Source organism: Opitutus sp. sgz309028 (genome assembly GCF_059821195.1).
On sequence record NZ_JCAMRR010000001.1, the window covers coordinates 34,635 to 52,863 of the forward strand.

An 18,229-nucleotide genomic window follows, 5' to 3' on the forward strand; every position below is an offset into this window, starting at 1 on the left:
GCCGGGCGGAGGCCGTCGCGCGAACTCCAATCGCGGTCGAAGCGCGCTCAGGCGCTGGCGGCGGCGCGAATCGGCGGCGCGACGTTCTCGGTCGCCGCACTGGACGCCGAACCTGACGCGGTATTCGTCCCGACGGAGGACGGCGTTTCCACCGCCGCGTCGGCAAACGCAAACGTCAGGGTGATCTCTTCGGCAATCGCCGCTTTTTCCTGACCGACGCGGATGGCGCCCTCGAACGTGGCGAGCGGCATCTTCATTCGCTTCGGCTTGATCGACAGCGAAAGGATGTCGCCGGGCTTGCACATGCGATGGGCGCGCACGCCCTCGCAGCCGGTGAAAAAGATCGTCTGCGGATTGACCACCTTGCCCGGCTCCGGCGTGAGGCCTTCGAGCAGGAACAGCACCGCGAGCTGACCGAGCGCCTCCAGCATGATGGAAGCGGGCATCACCGGGTTATCCTTGAAATGCCCTTGGATGAAAAACTCCTGGCCGCTGATCTTGTATTTGCCGTTGGCCCCGGTGGAGCTGACGGACGCCTCGTTCAGAAAGAGGAATGGCGGCTGGATCGGCATGACGGTGCCGATGTGCTCGATGGGCAGGAATTTCGTCGGCTTCGGGAGCGGAAGATCGCGAATCTTGCAATCGATAAACATCTTCACATCGCCGACGGTGCGAAGGTTGCGCAGCTCGTCGTTGTTGATGGAGAGCTGGAGCACGTCTTCCACGAGGATCACGATCTCCATCATCGTGAGCGAATCGATGCCGAGGTCCTCGATCAGGCGGAGATCGTCGTCGGCATCCTTCAATTTCGTCCGGAGATCGGGTTCGACGAACCGCTCGATCACGCCGATCACGACGGCCGGGACGTGCTCGGGATTCCCCGTTTTGCGAAACTGGACCGCGGCCTCGAAGGTCGACGGTGAACAACGTTTCAGCGACTCCCGCAGCGCGGTCTCATCCTCCGGCGAAAACGGCTTCGCCAGAACAGGAAAGGGTTTGTTCGTCGCCGAACTGGTTGAAGATGCTTCGGACATTGGTGTTGGGTTAGGTTGCTCCGGCACGCTCCATTGTAAACCTCTAAACTTTAGTTGCGAGCCTCGTAACGAAGACGTTCCGGAAGGCGTAGCATGAGCCAAGCCAGCGGCCGGTAACGCGATTCGCCCATTGACCCTCCGCCTTCCGCCGCGTTCCCTTTTCCTCTGGTCGCTCCGATCGTCCGCCTTCGTCCTCGAATGTCCTGTCCGGCTCCAGCCGCCCTGCCTCCGGTTTATCTGATCACGCACGAATTTTATCCGCGGCGGGGAGGCATCGCGACCTTCGCCGAGGAGATCGCGAAGGCGACCGCCGATCTCGGTTACAACCTGGAAGTCTGGGCCCAATCGGCTCCGCCGGACGCCGAAAAGCCCTGGCCGTTTCGGATTCGCCGGTTGCCGCTGAAGGGCTCGCACGACCTGTGGTGCCAGCTCCGCCTCGCCTGGCAGGTCGTGCGCGCGCGGCGCAAGCTTCGCTACGCGATCGTCTACCTACCGGAGCCCGGGCCGATGCTGACGATGATGCTGCTGCAATTTTTTCACGCCTTCCGGCCCAAGCGTCTCGTGCTCACGTTTCATGGCTCCGAGATCCTGCGTTTCGCCCACAGCCCCTGGCGCCGTGCCCTCGCCCGCCGCCTGATCGGACATGCGACGCGCGTCACCACCCTCACCCACTACACGCAGGAGCTGTTGCTCGAACACTTCCCGGAGGCGGCCGACAAGGTTCATCTCACGCCCGGCGCCCTGCGCACGGATTTCGTCGTCGTGCGCCCGCGTCGCGCCGAGCCCACGGACAAGATCGTCGTGCTCACGGTCGGCCGGCTGCACCCGCGCAAGGGACAACTCCTCACGCTCGAAGCGCTGCAAGCGCTTGCCCCCGAAGTTCGCGCGCGCATCGAATACTGGATGGTGAGCGGACAAAGCAAAAGCGGCTACGAAGCCGACCTGCGCGCCGCGGCCGAAGCGATGCCGGATCTCACCGTGCGCTTCCTCGGCAACCTCCCCGATCAGGAGCTTTCCGACGTCTATGAACGGGCCGACATCTTTGCGATGACGAGCGTCAATCACGGCCACAGCATCGAGGGGTTCGGCCTCGTTTATCTCGAAGCGTCCGCGCACGGCCTGCCCATCGTGGCTCACGATGTCGGCGGCGTCTCCGAAGCGGTGGTCGACGGCGTGACGGGCCTGCTGGTTCCGCCCCACCGGCCCGCGCAGCTCGCCGCGGCGTTCGAGCGTCTGGTCTTCGATCCGGAGCTGCGTCGCCGGCTCGGCGAAGCGGGACGCGAGTGGTCCACGAAAAATTGCTGGCGGCGTTCCGCCGAAGCGTTGTTTTGCCCCGCTGAGGAAATCGCATGATCCAATCCCGCGCCAGCGTCACCGTCCGTTATGCCGAAACCGACATGATGGGCATCGTCTACCACGCGAATTATCTGCCGTGGTTCGAAGTTGCGCGCACGCAGCTGCTGCGCGAGCAGGGCTTTCCCTATCGGCAGCTCGAGACCGACGGCTACCGGATTCCCGTGCTCGAAGTCTCGGCGAAATACCTGCGGCCCGCGCTCTACGACGACACGCTCACGATCGTCGCCACGATCCGCGAAAAACCGATGCTGCGCATCCGCATCCACTACGAAGTCTTCCGCGGCGAGGAACTGCTCGCGACCGGCCAGTCGAGCCACGCGTTCTGCGACCTGCGCGGTCAGCCGACGCGGCCGCCACCGGGTTTTGTCGCGCGGATGACCGAACTCTTCCGCGACGCCTCGCCCGCTCCGGGATCGCCGTAGGGTTGTAGGGTCGGGTCTCCTGACCCGCCGGCGCGCATCCTTCTGTTTTCAAGGCGGGGTCGGAAGAGCCGCCCTACCAGCACTTTCGCGCGCGGCTCATTCGGCCGCGTATTCAGATAATACGGACGCGTCCGTTTCGTTGGCGCGAGCCTCGGCGAGCAGTTCGTTGGCGCGCGCCGCACCGGCGATCGCGAGGACGGCCCACACCGCATGTGCGCGGACCAGCGGGTTTTCATGGCGCGCGAGCCGGACGAGTTGCGGCAGGTGCGCCGGATCGCCTGAATTTCCCGCGACCACGCAGGCGTTGCGCAGCAGGCCGGCGAGTTTCACCCGCTTGATCGGCGTGCGGCGAAACACCTCCGCGAATCGCTCCGGCGTCAGCGTCAGCAGTTCGGCGAGCGTCAGGTGCGCGAGCTCCTCGCGCGCGACGAGCAACATCCGCCGGCCGTCGCGCGCGAAACGGTTCCACGGGCACACCTCGGCGCAGACGTCGCAGCCATAGACACGCGCGCCGATGCCGTGTCGCAGTTCGCGCGGGATGGCGCCTTTGTTTTCGATGGTTTGATAAGAGATGCAGCGGCGGGCGTCGACGACGCCGGGCGCGGCGAACGCCGCGGTCGGACACGCGTCGAGGCAGCGTGTGCATTTGCCGCACAACTGCCCGATCGTCCTCGGCTCGCCGTTGTCGTCGCGTCCTCCGCTCAGCGGCGCGTCGGGCGCGAATTCCTGCCGCGTCAGGATCGCGGCGAGAAACAACCAGTTCCCGTGCGTGCGCGAGATCAGCATCGCGTTTTTGCCGATGAACCCGAGCCCGGCGCGCGCCGCCCAGCTGCGCTCCAGCACGGGACCGGTGTCGACGTAGTGGCGATAATCCGTCGGGCCCGCGCCGTAAAATTCCTCGAGCAGGCGACCCGCGGCTACGAGCGCCGGCTTCATCGTGTCGTGATAATCCTCATACCGCGCGTAGCGGGCCCAACGCGGCCGGACGAAATCCGTCGCGCCGCCGGCATCGACGGTGCGGTCCGCCGAATAGTTCACGCCAAGCAGGATGATCGATTTCACGCCGGGCAGCACGCGCGCCGGGTCGAGGCGTTTCTCGAGCGAACGCTCGATCCACCCCATGTCCGCCTGCCGGCCGGCCGCGAGCCAGTTTTGCAACGGTTCCCCGGGCAGCGCGGGCGTCACCGCCGCGAAGCGCACGTCGTCGAAACCGAGCGCGCGCAGCTGCTCGCGCAATTCCTCCTGGCGCGGCGCGATCATCGGCTTGCCTCCAGCGGCCCGGGTCGCTCGCGGCGGTTATTTTTTCGACCGGACAAAATCGAGCGCCTCCCGACGCCACGCGCGAATGACGTGCGCGACGATGTCGTTGAGCGGACGCGAGTCCGTGAGCAGGACCGTGCCCGCGCGTTTGTAGATCGGTTCGCGTTGCGCGTAGAGCGCGCGCACGCGGGCCTCCGGATCCTCGACGTTCAACAGCGGCCGGTGGCGGTGGCGCGCCGTGCGTTCGAGGATGGTTTCGATCGAGGCGTGCAAACAGATGACGACGCCGCGCTCCTGCAGCAATTCCAGCATGCCCGGAGGCACGACGAGGCCGCCGCCGCAGGACACGACCGAACGGGACGCCGGATGGCCTTGCTCGATGTAGGCGCGTTCCAGCGCGCGAAACGCCGGTTCACCGTCGGTCGCGAAGATTTCCGCGATGCTGCGCCCCTGCTGGCGCTCGATCTCGTGGTCGCTGTCGAGCAGCGTGAAGCCCAGCCGCTGGGCCACCGCGCGACCGATCGTGGTCTTGCCGGTGCCCATGAAGCCGACCAGGTAAAGGTTCACGTCCGCCGCGTTCATGTGTGCCGGATCAAAGCAACGCCGCGCGCCCGCGATGCCAATCGCGAAAAAAGGCTGCGACGGCGCCGCGGTGGGACTTGAATACGGGTCGCATGACTGCGAACGCACCTTACGCCTTTGCGAGCGACAACACCGCGGGCATTTGTCCGGAAGCCTGGACCGCCCTCGCCGAAGCCAATCGCGATCGCGTCGCGAGCTACGGCGACGATCCGTGGACGCAGCGGGCGACGCAGCTGCTGCGCGAACTCTTCGAGACCGACTGCGAGGTCTTCTTTGTTTTCAACGGGACCGCGGCCAACGCGCTCGCGCTCGCGGCCTGCTGCGGCCGGCCGCACGCCCGCATCCTCTGTCACGAGCTCTCGCACGTCGACACGGACGAATGCGGCGCGCCGGAATTCTTCACCGGCGGGGCGAAGATCAACCCGCTGCCCGGTGCGCACGGAAAATTGGAAACCCCGGCGCTCGAAGCCGCGCTGCATCGCGGCCACGGCGTGCATTACCCGAAGCCGGCGGCGCTGTCGCTGACCCAGTCGACGGAGGTCGGCACCGTCTACTCGCCCGCCGAGCTGCAGGCGCTCGGCGATTTCGCGCGCGCGCACGGACTCGCCGTGCACATGGACGGCGCGCGTTTCGCCAACGCCCTGGCTGCCCTGCGGCGTAACCACATCTCGAATACGAAGGCCCCCGCCGGGCCGTCGGCCGCGGACCTCACGTGGCGGGCGGGCGTCGACGTGCTTTGTTTCGGCGGCACGAAGAACGGCATGCACAGCACCGAGGCGGTGGTGTTCTTTCATCACGGGCTCGCGCGCGAGTTCGAGTATCGCGTGAAGCAAGGCGGCCAGCTCGCGTCGAAGATGCGATTCGCCGCCGCGCAGTGGGTAGGCATGCTGCGCGACGGCGCCTGGTTGCGGCACGCGGCGCACGCGAACACGCAGGCTCGGCGCCTGGCCGAGGGGCTGCGCGCGCTGCCCGGGATGCGATTGCTCGAGGAGCCCGAAGCGAACGGCGTCTTCGTCGAAATGCCGCCCGCCGTCTACGCCGGACTGATCGCGCGCGGCTGGCAGTTCTATCAGTTCATCGGCGAGCAGGGGTATCGCCTGATGTGCTCCTGGGCGACGAGCGATCAGGAAGTCGACGCGTTTCTGGCCGACGCGCGGCGACTCGCATAAAAAAAAGCTCCGGCCGAAGCCGGAGCTCTCAAAGAAAGACCGTCGGATCTGGCGCGCGTTATTTCGCCTGGCTGGCCGGGGGCGTGGCGGCGGCGGGCGGGTTGATGTCGAGCAGTTCGACGTCGAAAACGAGCGTCGAGGCCGGCGGGATGCCCGGGCGGCCGTCGTCGCCGTAGGCGAGCTGCGGCGGGACGTAGAGCTTGATTTTGCCGCCCTTGGAAATCTTCTGCAGGCCCTCGGTCCAGCCGGGAATCACCTGGTTCAATTCGAATTCGGCCGGCTCGCCGCGCTCGACCGAACTGTCGAACACCGTGCCGTCGACGAGCTTGCCCGTGTAGTGCACGCGAACCTTGTCTTCGGCCTTCGGCGCCGGACCCTCGCCCTGCTTCTCGATCTCATACACGAGACCGCTCGGGAGCACGACGACGCCCTGCTTCTTCTTCAAATCCGTCATGAACGCGGTGCTCTCGGCTTCGCTCTTCTGCTTCAGCTTCGAGAGGTAGGCGGTCTGCTTGCGCTGCATGAACTGATCCATGAACGGCCCGATCTTCTCGAGCTCGTAAGGCGATTCCTTGCCCTCGGCGGCGGCCTTGATGCCCTTGATGAAGGCCTGCACCTCGGCAGCGTTGAAATCGAGTTCGGAGATCCCGACGCGGGTCGCCACAAACCAGCCAAACTCCTCGATGAGCTGCTCTTCGGCAAACTCCGCGGCAGGGGCCGGCGCAGCCGCGTTCTTCGCGTCGGCCTGGTTCGGCAGGTCAAGTTTGATCTCCTGCGCGAAGGCCGCGGCAGAAAAGCCGGCCAGCAGCGTGCACGCGGACAGAATGAATTTGGATTTCATGCGGGTAAACGAAGCAGTGATGGAAAACCGCGGCACGCGTTTGTGCCGCGAAGTTTTCGGGTGTGGCATCCGCCCCGAGCGAAAGCAACCAATTACTCCCCGCTTGTCTCACCCTGCCGAATTCTCCAACAGTCGCGGCTTTTCCATGAAGCCCGATCAATTCTGGACGAGCCAGGACGGACAGATCCTCACCGTGAAGAACCGGGACGATCGCACCGTCGCCCTCACGCTCGCCTTCTGGCCGCGGTTTCCCGCCGAGCTCGACTTCTTCAAGTCCCGTCTCGCCGAACTGAAGTTCACCGAACGGAGCTCGCTCGCGCGCATCGGGATCGAGATGCTCGTCCGCGGTCCGCTCCGGCTCGAGGGCAACCGCCTCGAGCTCGAGGTCGACGCGTTCATCTTCGACCAGAGCTTCCCCCACGCCAGCTACTGGAAAAAGCTCCTGCGCTCCGGCTCGCCCGTCGGCCGGCTTTTCCACGCACCCGCCGCCGCCAAGCTGTCCACCGGCGAAATCTGGGACGCCATCCGCGCGAACCGCCTCAAGTTGCCCAACACGATCAGCATCGACCGCGAGGGCCGCGTGTTTCTGACCCCGCACCAGGTTTCCTACACGCTCACCCCGAAGCTGCAGCGGCTGAATTTCGAGCGCATCGTCAGCGGCAACGCCGGTCGGGCGTTTCTCGACAAGATCCAGGTCCGTCACGACTCGTCGCCGCTCACGATTCCGCCGCGCTCCGGGATCCTCACGAGCTGTTCCATGTATTTGAAAGAGCACTTCGTGGTGCTCAACCAGGGCCAGGGAAACTTCGGCATCCACACCAGCGCCATCCTGCTCGATCCGATCAAGACCTTCGGCACGAACGTCATGCTGGAGATCTACAACACCGGCGACCAGCCGGTGGTGAATCCGATGGTGTCGGTCGAGATCTTCCGCGCGCCCGAGGCCGACGATCCGGAGTTCAAATCCCGCCAGAAGCGCCGCCGCCGGCTGCTCTCGCTCTCGCAGGAACTGTATCAAAGCCTCGACCAGCATCCGCCGCACGACAATCACGAGGCGCGGCCGCGCACGAAGATCACGGTGCGCAACCAGAGCGCGACGATGGAGAACCGTTCGCTCTTCATCCGCGCCGGCGACGATCCCGCGGCCATCCTGCGCGGCAACGGCGGTCCCGGCGGCCACCGCACGATGATCCAGGCGCTCGACGCTGCGGCGCCCAACGCGGACACGCTCGTCCTCGACTATTTCCCGGACCTGCTGGAGCACACCGAGCTCGTCACCCGCATCGGCGACGCGCCGCTCAAGCGCATCGTCTTCCGCAAGGCCTCGCGCACCCACGGCTATTTCCTGTCGAGCAACGCCCACGCGCGGCTCGACATGTTCGACGCCATCGGCCTGCAGGTCTACTGGTATGACGAGCTGAGCGGCGATCTCTACCTGCACACCTACAAGAAGGACCACGGCTTCTTCGTGCGCGAGGAGATGGCTCGCAAGTTCCAGGAGTGCACCATCCTCGCGTTCTACGGTTCGGCCATCGGTCTCGAAGGACCGGATACGGCGCGGATTTCCGGCCTGGTGGACAAGCTCACCGGCTTCTTTGGCCACAACCTCGGCGTGCTCACCGGCGGCGGCGGCGGCGTGATGCGCCTCGCCACCGAGCAGGCGCGCGGCCAGGGTGCGCTCACCGGCGCGTGCTTCCTCGAGCTCGAGGCGCAGCCGCCGGAAATCGGTGTCGATTTTTTCAATACGTTTCAGGAAGCGTCGCGCCACTTCCGCCAGAAATGGTTCGAGGCGGCGGATTTTTGCATCTTCAACGTCGGCGGCGTCGGCACGCTGGAGGAGATCGGCATCGAAATGTGCAACCTGAAGCTCGGCATCCGCCCGCGCGTGCCTTATGTCTTCTTTAACGCTCGCTTCTGGGGCGATCTTCGGAAGCAAATCCGCGAGATGATCACGAGCAAGCGCGCCCCCGCTTGGATCGCCGACTACATTCTGTTCACCGACGATCCCGACGAAGTCGTCTCGTTCTACCGTCAAAAACTGCAGGTGCTTTAAACGACCGATTTTTTCACGCCTTCCTTGAACACCCTCCCTCGCTCCGTCCTCGTCGTCGGCTCCGGTGGCCGCGAACACGCCATCGTCGCCGCGCTGCACCGCTCGCCCAGCTCTCCCCAACTTTATTGCGCGCCCGGCAATCCCGGCATCGCCGAACTCGCCACCTGCGTGCCGGTCGCGGCCGATGACATCGCCGGGCTCGTCGGGCTCGCGCGCCGCGAGCAGATCGAATTCGTCGTCGTCGGACCGGAGGTGCCGCTGGCGCTCGGACTCGTGGACGAACTGGAGAAAGCCGGCATTCCCGCCTACGGCCCCAAGGCCGACGGCGCCCGGCTCGAGGCTTCGAAAATCTACACGAAGGAGATCCTGCAGAAATACCGGATCCCGACCGCGCCCGCGGCGTTCTTCGACGACGCCGACGCCGCGATTGCCTACGTGCGCGCGCGACCCGCGCCGATCGTCGTCAAGGCCGACGGCCTCGCGGCCGGCAAGGGCGTGGTCGTCGCGCAGACGCACACGGAAGCCGAGGCCGCCGTGCGATCGCTCCTCGCGCTCTCGCCGCAGTCGAATCCGGAGAGCCAGAAAACGAAGATCCTGATCGAGGACTGCCTCACCGGCGAGGAGACTTCGATCCTCGTGGTCGTGTCCGGACGCGATTACGTGATCCTGCCGACCTCGCAGGACCACAAGCGCGCCGGCGACGGCGACACCGGCCCGAACACCGGGGGCATGGGCACCTACTCGCCCGCGGAGGTGGTGACGCCGGCGCTCCTCGCCCGGATCGACCAGCAAATCGTCCGCCCGTCCGTCGACGCGATCGCCGCCGAAGGTATCCAGTTTCGTGGGACGCTCTTCATCGGCATCATGCTCACGGCCGACGGCCCAAGCGTGCTCGAATACAACACGCGCTTCGGCGATCCCGAAACGCAGGTCGTGCTGCCACGCCTTGAAACCGACGTTCTAAAACTGCTCTGGGCCGCCGCCCGCGGCCAGCTGGGCGGGGTCACGCTCAAAGTCCACTCGGCCCACGCGCTTTGCGTCGTCATCGCCGCCCGCGGTTACCCCAATTCCTATCCGAAGGGCGACGTGATCACGTTTCCGCGGGTTTTCCCGGGCTCCGTTTCCATCTTCCATGCAGGCACGGCGCGCAATGCCGCCGGTCTGCTCGTCACCAACGGCGGCCGCGTCCTGGGCGTCACCGCGCTCGGCCCGACGCTGCATCACGCCGCGGTCGACGCCTACGCCGTGTGCGAGGCGATCCAGTGTTCGAGCAAGTATTTCCGCCGCGACATCGGCGCGCGGCAGTTGCGACGCGCATGAACTTCGTCGCGCCGGGGACGCGTTTTCCGCTGCGCCCGCTGATGGGTGTCCTCGTCGCGTTGCTGTTCGCCCTCGGCCTGCCGGCTGCGGCCGCGCCGCTCGCCCGCGATCTCGGCGACGGCCTGCGCTATTTCCGCGCGAAGTCGCTGCCGGACGACCTGCCGGCGGCGGATGTCGCGCCCGGTCCGCTGGTGCTCGATTTGCGTTACGCGAAGGCGGAAAGCGCGGCCGGGGTCGCGCTCGAAGCGTGGATTCGCTTTCGCGCCGCGCCCCGCCGTCCCATGATCGTGCTTGTCAACGCGACGAGCGCGCCAGCGATCCGGGCCGTCCTCGCGCATCTGAAAACCCAGGCCGGCGTGATCACGATCGGCACCGCGGCGGGCGGATTCGTGCCCGACCTGGCCGTGGACACCACCGAGGCGGCGGAGCATCGCGCGTATGACGCGCTCGAAAGCGGCACGCCGGTGCGGTCGCTCACCGTCGAGGATCCGCCGAAGGAGCGCATCGACGAGGCGTCGCTGATGCGCGAACGAGCGGGTGAGGTGCCCACGTCGCAGGACCTCGCGCCGGGAGACGAGGCGACCACCGCGCCGCCGCCGCTGATTGACGCCGCCTTGCAACGCGCCCTGCAACTGCATCGCGCGTTGCGAGCCTTGAAGCGCGTGTGACCGGTCGCGGGCGGGGCCGCGCACTCCGGTCTTTGCAAATAGCGCGATTTGGTGTCCATTCGCGCTTCCGATGCCTGACACCCTGCTGGTCGTTTGCACTGCCAACATTTGCCGCAGCCCGATGGCTGCCGGTTTGCTGCAACATGCGCTGGCGGCACAACCGGAACCGCTGCGCTCGCTCCGCGTGGAATCCGCGGGCGTGGCCGCGCGACGGGGCGAACGCGTGTCGGAAAATTCCGTGATCGCGTTGCGCAAGGTCGGCATCGACATCTCGCGCCACGTCAGCCAGCCGCTCACCCAGGAGCTTCTGAACCGTTCGGCCGCCGTCCTGTGCATGACCGAGTCGCACCGCTCGATGATCGAGTTGCAGGCGAATCCGGCGCCGTCGCACCTGTATCTTTTCCGCGAGTTTCTCCCGCCGCCGGCGGATCGGGAGATCGTCGATCCCTTCGGGGGGCCGCTGCGGATCTACGAGCTGTGCCGCGACGAAATGGTCGAGGCGATTCCCGGGCTGGTCGAGGCGCTTAAGACACGCGTGCTCCCGAAGCTCGCGTAGTTTTCCGCTTTCGAGTTTCCGTTTTTCGCTTCTTGCTGGTCACTTTCGGCCAGCCGTTCTCAATCGAATTCTCGAAAAGCCAACTTCGCCTTTCACCATGCTCAACGCGTCTCCGCTCCAAGCCCTCGACCCGCAGGTCTTCTCCGCGATCTCCGAGGAGCTGCACCGCCAGCAGAATCATATCGAGCTCATCGCCTCGGAAAACTTCACCTATCCCGCGGTGATGGAGGCGCAAGGGAGCGTCCTCACGAACAAATACGCCGAAGGTTATCCGGCGAAGCGCTGGTATGGCGGCTGCGAGTTCGTCGACAAGATCGAGCTCCTCGCGATCGAGCGCGCGAAGCAGTTGTTCGGCGCGGAGCACGCTAACGTGCAGCCGCACTCGGGTGCGCAGGCCAACGCCGCCGTCTATGCCTCCGTCCTCCAGCCGGGCGACAAGGTCCTCGGCATGAACCTGAGCCACGGCGGACATCTGACCCACGGCAATCCGGCCAACTTTTCCGGCAAGCTCTACAATTTCTGCCAATACGGCGTCCGCGAGGACAACGGCCTGATCGATTACGACGAACTCGCCGCCGTCGCCCAGCGCGAGAAGCCCAAGATGATCACCGTCGGCGCGAGCGCCTATTCGCGGATCATCGATTTCGCGCGCATGGCGGAGATCGCCCGCAGCGTCGGCGCGTTGCTCTTCGCCGACATCGCGCACATCGCCGGACTCGTCGCCGCGGGCGTGCATCCGTCGCCCGTGCCGTATGCCGACTTCGTGACGACCACCACGCACAAGACCCTGCGCGGCCCGCGCGGCGGCCTGATCCTCTGCAAGGCGGCGCACGCGAAGGCGATCGATTCCGCGGTGTTCCCCGGCACGCAGGGCGGCCCGCTCATGCATGTCATCGCGGCGAAGGCCGTGTGTTTCGGCGAGTGCCTCAAGCCCGAGTTCAAGACCTACTCGGAGCAGATCGTGAAAAACTCGCAGGCGCTCGCGGCGGCGTTCACGTCGCGCGGCTACAAGCTCGTTTCCGGCGGCACGGACAATCACCTGTTCCTGATCGACCTGCGGACGAAGTTTCCCGATCTCACCGCCAAGAAGGCGCAGGAGACGCTCGATCTCGCCAACATCACCTGCAACAAGAACACGGTGCCGTTCGAGACCCGCTCGCCGTTCCAGGCTTCCGGCATCCGCCTCGGCACGCCGGCGGTGACGACGCGCGGCTTCCGCGAAGGGGACATGGAGGAGATCGCCAGCTGCATCGACGCCGTCCTCGCCGCGATCGGCACGGATCGCGAACTCGCCACCGTCGCCGATACGAAGAAGCGCGTGGTCGCGCTGATGGGCCGCTTCCCCCTGCCCTACCGGCTGTAAACCGCGACGTGCTTGACCCAACGCCCGCCCGCTGACGGCGGGCGTTTTCATTGGCGCGCGCATCCGGACGGTCTCAGCGAACCCGGCATTCAGCCTGCTTGCGATTCGTCCGGCGGTCCGATCATGCTGCCGCCGGATTCATGCAACCCACCCGGCGCACCGCCACGCTCCGCCATGTCCACGTTTCCACGTGGCTGGTGCTCGGCATCGGGCTGATCGGCGCCGGCCTTTCGCTCGCCGTTTATCGCTACAATGTCCGGCTGCGCGCCGCGCGGATCGAGACGGAGTTCAGCCGGCGGGTCGAAACGCGCACCGCGCTGACCCGCGAGACGCTCAACTATTACGTTTCGGGCATCTACGCGCTGCGGAGCCTTTTCCAGGGCAGCAGCTACGTGCAACCGGCCGAGTTTCGCGTGGTCGCGACCGACATTCTCGCCCGGGTGCCCGGCATCGCCGCGTTGGAATGGGTGCCCCGCGTTGCCGGCCAGGACCGCGCCGTTTTCGAGAAGAGTTTCAGCGAAAAACTGGGGCGGCCCTTCGAGTTCACTCAACCCCGTGGACCCAATGATCGGACCATGGTGCGAGCGCCGGAGCGTCCGGAATATTTTCCGATCCTCTATGTGGAGCCGTTCGCCGGCAACGAAGCAGCCCTGGGCTACGATATTCAAGATGCGCCGAGCCGCCCGTTTCTGGATCGCGCCCGCCAGTCGGGCGAGCTCGTCGTCACCTCTCCCTTCGAAACGGTGCAGGGACGCCGCGGGCTCGTGATGAGCTGTCCGGTGTATTTCATCGAACCGGGCCAGGACGTAGGGCGACGCTTCCGCGGTTTTGTGCAAGGCGTGTTCTGGGTCGACGCCATGCTGGCGCAGGCGCAGCAACACGGACCGACCAATGCGGCCGACATTCTTTACGTCGACGATTCGGCCACGGACCCGGCGCAGCGCATCCTGCATTTCGCGCCCGCCCAAGGCTCCGCGCCCGCCGGCTCGGACGTATCCGAACAAGCATTTCGCCGCGGGCTGCATCGCGTCATGCCGATCGAGTTCGGCGGGCGCCGCTGGCTCGCCCTTTGTCGTCCGTCCGCGGAGTGGTTGCGCGAACAGGAGAATCGCTTCGCCGAATGGTGGCTCGGCGCCGGCCTGCTGATCACCGCTTTGGTCGCCGGACTCGTGCTCGCGCTGGCGCGCCGGACCGCGGCGATCGCCCGGCTCGTCGCGGAGCGCACGGCGGAGCTGGAGGAGAGCCGGCGCCAGCTGGACAACCTGTTCGCCGCGCTGCCGGGGATGGCGTTTCGGGCGCGCTACGACGACCGGCTGGAGGTGTTTTTCGCCAGCGAAGGCGCCCTCGCGCTCACCGGCTGGCCTGCGTCGGATTTCGCCGAAGGTCAGGTGCATTTCCAGGATCTCGTCCACCCCAACGATCTCGAGATTCTCCGCCATGGCACGCAGCGCGCGGTGATCGAGCGCAAGGGTTTCGAAAGCGAATACCGGCTCATCACCGCCAACGGACGCGAGAAATGGGTCTTCACCCGCGCGCGCGGCGTCTACAGCGAAAGCGGCGAACTGCTGTTTTTCGAAGGCCTGGCGATCGACATCACCGCGCGCAAGCAGGCCGAGATCGAAAAATTCGGGCTCGAGCGCAAGCTGCTCGAGACCCAGAAACTCGAGAGCCTCGGACTCCTCGCGGGCGGGATTGCGCACGATTTCAACAACCTGCTCACCGGCATCCTCGGCCACGCGAGCCTCGCGCGCCACCGGGACAATTCGGATCCGGAGGTTGTCGATCACCTGCGCAAGATCGAGGCGGGCGCCATGCGGGCCGCCGACCTTTGCCAGCAGATGCTGGCCTACTCCGGCCGCGGCCGTTTTCTCCTCGAAAGCCTGGATTTGAGCGCGCTGGTGAGAGACACGCTGCCGCTGCTCCGCGGCGCACTTTCGCCGCGGGCCGGGCTCGAGCTGGCGTTGTCGGAGGAGCCGATCCCGATCACCGCCGACGCCACTCAGATCCGCCAGATCGTCATGAACCTGATCATGAACGCCGGCGAAGCGTTGGGCGCCGCCAGCGGGTCGATTCACGTGCGGACCGCCCGTGCATCGCTCGGGCGCGAGTTCCTGGCGGCTGCTCGCGTCGGCGACAACCTTCCGGCCGGAGATTACGCCGTTCTCGAGGTGCGCGACAGCGGTTGCGGGATGAGCCACGATACATTGGCGAAAATCTTCGATCCGTTCTTCACGACCAAGTTCACCGGGCGCGGACTCGGACTCGCGGCGGTGCTCGGCATCGTCCGCGGTCACGCCGGCGCGTTGCGGGTGGAGAGCGAACTCGGCGTCGGTTCGACCTTCACGCTCGTGCTGCCGCTTGGCGTCGGCGACGCGATCACGGCGCGCACCGCAACGGCGACGCCGTGGCAGCGCAAAGGCATGGTGCTCGTGATCGACGACGAGGAACCGGTGCGCGAGATCGCGGCGGAGCTGATCCGCACATTCGGTTTTTCGGTCGTGACCGCGCCCGACGGCGCGACAGGCCTCGAACGTTATCGCGCGGATCCGTCGGCCTTCGACCTCGTCTTCCTGGATCTCACGATGCCTGGGCTTGGCGGCGAGGAGACACTCGCCGGCCTGCGGCAAATCAATCCGCTGGTGCGGGTCATGCTCGTGAGCGGCTACAGCGAAAATGACCGCGTGGCCCTGCTCGCGAGTCACGGTCCGTTGACCTTCATGCAAAAGCCCTTCACCCGCGCGCGGCTCGAACAAAAATTGCGCGAGTTACTCGGCTGAACCCTGCGCGCTTGGCTCGCGCCAAACGCCAGCGCGCGACAACGCCCGCCAAACCCGAGATCCTCATCGGGTTCCGCCGGTGAGCGGATGAGGAAACGGGAAACCGCGCTTTGCGCCTTGGCGTCATGGCGGGAACCGTTTTCGTAGCACCTTCTGTGTCTTCTTCCGCCACCCAACCCGCCCGGCCGCTCTCCTTCGGGGTCATTTTCCTGACGCTGTACATCGACCTGATCGGGTTCTCGATCATCTTCCCGCTCGGCCCGGATCTGCTCACCCATTATCTCAACACCGACGGCCATTCCGGCACGCTCGGGTGGCTGGTCGGGCAGACCGACGCGATTGCGCAGCTGCTCGGCAAGGACCGTAATTTCGCCGCGGTGCTGTTCGGCGGCGTGATCAGTTCCTTCTTTTCGATCCTGCAGTTCATCTTCGCGCCGTTCTGGGGTGCGGTCAGCGACCGGCACGGACGCCGTGGCGTGCTGCTGTTCACCGTCGCGGGCACCGCGCTCGGTTATCTCGTGTGGATGCTCAGCGGTTCGTTCTGGTTGTTCGTGCTCTCGCGGATCGTCAGTGGCGCGTTCAGCGGCAATCTGTCCGTCGCGACGGCGGCGGTGGCCGACATCACCACGCGCGAAGACCGGTCGAAAGCCATGGGGCTCGTCGGCGCCGCTTTCGGACTCGGCCTCGTCACCGGTCCGACCCTGGGAGCACTGACCGTGCACATCAACCTCGCGGACCGCTTTCCGGCGCTGGAGCGTTTCGGTTTCAATCCCTTCTCGGTCCCCGCGGCGCTCGCATTCGGGTTGTGCCTGATCAACCTCGCGTGGATCGGCGCCCGCTTCAAGGAGACGCTCGCGCCGGCGACGCGCGCGGTGTCGCGCGAACCGCGGCTGCGCAACCCGATCACGGCCATTCTCGGACTCGAGGATCCGGCGGTGCGACAGACGAATCTCGTGGCCTTCATCTACTCGGTGGCGTTTGTCGCGATGGAGACGTCGCTCACGTTCCTGGCCGCGGAGCGCTTCGGCTACACGGCGCGGGAAAACGGATTTCTGCTCGGGTTTCTGGGTCTGTGCGCGATCGTCACCCAGGGCTACATCGTGCGCGTGCTCTTGAAACGGCACAGCGAGATTCGCGTGCTGAACCTGGGCCTTGCGGCATCGTTTCTTGGCCTGCTCTGCATCGGTTTCGCGTTCCGTCCCCTGCTGCTTTACGTCGGACTGGCGGCTCTCGCGCTCGGCTCGGGGCTGGTGAACCCGTCTTCGACCGGTCTGATTTCGCTCTATAGCGATCATGCGCAACAGGGTCGCGCCCTCGGTATTTTCCGCTCCCTGGGCTCGCTGTCGCGCGCGATCACGCCGGTGCTTGCGGGCACGGTGTTCTGGGTGTTTGGATCCCGCAGTGTCTTCGTCGGCGGCGCAGCGTTCGCGATTTTCGCCCTGTGGCTGAGCCGGAAGCTGCCGGATCCTGCGAAATGATTTTTCCGCCTCCCCATGACCTCGCTCCCACGGTCGCACCCTGGCGCCGCTCGCCGCTTCTGGCGCGTCGCTTTTCGCCGCCAGGCTGAGCGGCCGGCCCGGCGGCCGATCTTGGGCGCGCTGGCGCAAACCGCGGCGTGGCTGGTCCTGCTCGTGCTGTTTTCCGGCTGCCACTTCTTCTCGCGCGAGCTGCCGCGGCCCGGTCGCACGAAGCTCGACAGCCCCCTGGTCGTCGTGCCGGCGAAGCCGCTGTCGAACTACCTCGTGGTCGAGGCGAAATGGGACAAGCGCGGCCCGTATCATTTCCTCGTCGACACCGGTGCGTCGGTGACACTCGTGTCGCCGGACCTCGCCGCCCGCTACGCAGCGAAAAACGCCCCACCGCCGACGACGCCGATCGTGCGCGTCAAATCCGCCGGCGGCGAGACCGCACTGCTGACCGCTGTCACCTTGCGACGGATACAACTCGGCGGCGCGCTGTTCGAGAACGTGCAGGCCCTCGTCTACGATTGCGCCGCGATTTCCGCGCATCTCGGCGTGCAGATCGACGGCATTCTGGGCTTCCCCCTGTTTCGCGAAACGTTGCTCACGCTCGACTATCCCCGTTCGCGGCTCGTCCTGCAGCGGCGTTCCGCCGAGCCGTTCACGCCGGGCTCGCCGATCCCGTTCAACAACGACCGCAAGACACCGATCATCCCGCTGCGGCTCGGTGACCAGACCTTCGTTGCACTGATCGATTCGGGCAGCGATGCGGTGCTCAGCCTGAATCCCGTCGGGCTCCAGCCGGAGTATGCGGTCGAGCCCCGGCCCGGCCCGACGATCGCGACGCTCGCCGGCGATCGCGAGCAGCAGATCGGGCGGCTCGCCCGATCGATCACGATCGGAGAATACCAAGTGGAGAAACCAGTGGTCGACCTCACGGACGAACTCACGTCGATCGGCGGCGGGCTGCTGAAAAATTTCACCGTCACCTTCGATCAGGAGCACAACCGCGTCACGTTTCACCGCGATTCGACCGCGCCGATCCCGTCGGCGCCGTGCCGCCACAGTGGCGTGAGCTTCAGCAAGAATCCCGTTTACTGGCGGGTCGCGAGTGTCGTGCCCGGCTCGCCCGCCGAGCGGGCCGAGGTGCAGCGCGGCGACCTCGTCACGCGCATCGACGGCGACCCGGTCGATCAGTGGGACATCGCCCGGTATCAGGCACTCGTCGCCACGGCCTCCGAAATCACGTTCACGTTTCTGAACGGCACGAACGAGACGATCAAAACCATCCCGGTGATCGATCTCGTTCCGTAACGCCGTGCCCGATGCGCCGCCGGTGCCTCGGAAGTTGAAGCGGGAAGTCTAGGT

General features: G+C 66.0%; 15 protein-coding genes. 11 read left to right on the top strand and 4 right to left on the bottom strand.

Annotation, left to right across the window (positions count from 1 at the left end):
- Nucleotides 1-47: 47 nt before the first annotated feature.
- Nucleotides 48-1,034 carry a phosphopantetheine-binding protein gene (locus AC6RV7_RS00155; RefSeq protein ID WP_500091855.1) on the bottom strand — a complete coding sequence of 329 codons (987 nt, stop codon included), beginning with the start codon at nt 1,032-1,034 and terminating at the stop codon, nt 48-50.
- A 198-nt stretch (nt 1,035-1,232) separates the two neighbouring features.
- On the opposite strand from AC6RV7_RS00155, the gene AC6RV7_RS00160 reads away from it, so the two are divergent.
- Nucleotides 1,233-2,387 (top strand): glycosyltransferase family 4 protein, encoded by a 1,155-nt coding sequence (locus tag AC6RV7_RS00160; protein ID WP_500091856.1) that lies wholly within the window; start codon nt 1,233-1,235, stop codon nt 2,385-2,387.
- Nucleotides 2,384-2,812, top strand: a complete 429-nt coding sequence (locus AC6RV7_RS00165) for an acyl-CoA thioesterase (protein ID WP_500091857.1) — start codon at nt 2,384-2,386, stop codon at nt 2,810-2,812. The genes AC6RV7_RS00160 and AC6RV7_RS00165 overlap by 4 nt, the downstream gene beginning before the upstream one ends.
- 96 nt (nt 2,813-2,908) lie before the next feature.
- Here the strand turns inward: AC6RV7_RS00165 and queG are convergent, their stop codons facing one another.
- Both queG and AC6RV7_RS00175 read right to left on the bottom strand, forming a co-directional pair.
- Nucleotides 2,909-4,072, bottom strand: a complete 1,164-nt coding sequence (gene queG, locus AC6RV7_RS00170; protein WP_500091858.1) for a tRNA epoxyqueuosine(34) reductase QueG — start codon at nt 4,070-4,072, stop codon at nt 2,909-2,911.
- A 36-nt stretch (nt 4,073-4,108) separates the two neighbouring features.
- On the bottom strand, nt 4,109-4,654 hold the full coding sequence (locus tag AC6RV7_RS00175; RefSeq protein ID WP_500091859.1) for a shikimate kinase: 546 nt from the start codon (nt 4,652-4,654) through the stop codon (nt 4,109-4,111).
- Nucleotides 4,655-4,746: 92 nt separating this feature from the next.
- On the opposite strand from AC6RV7_RS00175, the gene AC6RV7_RS00180 reads away from it, so the two are divergent.
- Nucleotides 4,747-5,823, top strand: coding sequence for a threonine aldolase family protein (locus AC6RV7_RS00180; RefSeq protein ID WP_500091860.1), 1,077 nt, complete (start codon nt 4,747-4,749; stop codon nt 5,821-5,823).
- A 58-nt stretch (nt 5,824-5,881) separates the two neighbouring features.
- On the opposite strand, the gene bamJ is transcribed toward AC6RV7_RS00180, so the two are convergent.
- The gene (gene bamJ / locus AC6RV7_RS00185) at nt 5,882-6,664 is read right to left on the bottom strand and encodes a BamJ family beta-barrel-assembly machinery protein (RefSeq protein WP_500091861.1); all 783 of its coding nucleotides are present in this window, start codon (nt 6,662-6,664) and stop codon (nt 5,882-5,884) included.
- Nucleotides 6,665-6,809: 145 nt separating this feature from the next.
- Here bamJ and AC6RV7_RS00190 point away from each other — a divergent pair, with 145 nt between their 5' ends.
- The 8 genes from AC6RV7_RS00190 (at nt 6,810) to AC6RV7_RS00225 (ending at nt 18,175) form a co-directional block, all read left to right on the top strand.
- The gene (locus AC6RV7_RS00190) at nt 6,810-8,717 is read left to right on the top strand and encodes an LOG family protein (protein WP_500091862.1); all 1,908 of its coding nucleotides are present in this window, start codon (nt 6,810-6,812) and stop codon (nt 8,715-8,717) included.
- Nucleotides 8,718-8,741: 24 nt separating this feature from the next.
- Complete coding sequence (gene purD, locus AC6RV7_RS00195) at nt 8,742-10,037, top strand: phosphoribosylamine--glycine ligase (protein WP_500091863.1); 1,296 nt, start codon at nt 8,742-8,744, stop codon at nt 10,035-10,037.
- Nucleotides 10,034-10,705, top strand: a complete 672-nt coding sequence (locus tag AC6RV7_RS00200; RefSeq protein WP_500091864.1) for a hypothetical protein — start codon at nt 10,034-10,036, stop codon at nt 10,703-10,705. The genes purD and AC6RV7_RS00200 overlap by 4 nt, the downstream gene beginning before the upstream one ends.
- Nucleotides 10,706-10,775: 70 nt before the next feature.
- On the top strand, nt 10,776-11,261 hold the full coding sequence (locus AC6RV7_RS00205) for an arsenate reductase/protein-tyrosine-phosphatase family protein (RefSeq protein ID WP_500091865.1): 486 nt from the start codon (nt 10,776-10,778) through the stop codon (nt 11,259-11,261).
- A gap of 97 nt (nt 11,262-11,358) precedes the next feature.
- Complete coding sequence (gene glyA, locus AC6RV7_RS00210; RefSeq protein WP_500091866.1) at nt 11,359-12,624, top strand: serine hydroxymethyltransferase; 1,266 nt, start codon at nt 11,359-11,361, stop codon at nt 12,622-12,624.
- Nucleotides 12,625-12,764: 140 nt separating this feature from the next.
- Nucleotides 12,765-15,401, top strand: coding sequence for a CHASE domain-containing protein (locus AC6RV7_RS00215; protein WP_500091867.1), 2,637 nt, complete (start codon nt 12,765-12,767; stop codon nt 15,399-15,401).
- 155 nt (nt 15,402-15,556) lie between these two features.
- Nucleotides 15,557-16,879 carry an MFS transporter gene (locus AC6RV7_RS00220; protein WP_500091868.1) on the top strand — a complete coding sequence of 441 codons (1,323 nt, stop codon included), beginning with the start codon at nt 15,557-15,559 and terminating at the stop codon, nt 16,877-16,879.
- Between the two features lie 15 nt (nt 16,880-16,894).
- On the top strand, nt 16,895-18,175 hold the full coding sequence (locus AC6RV7_RS00225; RefSeq protein WP_500091869.1) for a retropepsin-like aspartic protease: 1,281 nt from the start codon (nt 16,895-16,897) through the stop codon (nt 18,173-18,175).
- Nucleotides 18,176-18,229: the final 54 nt, after the last annotated feature.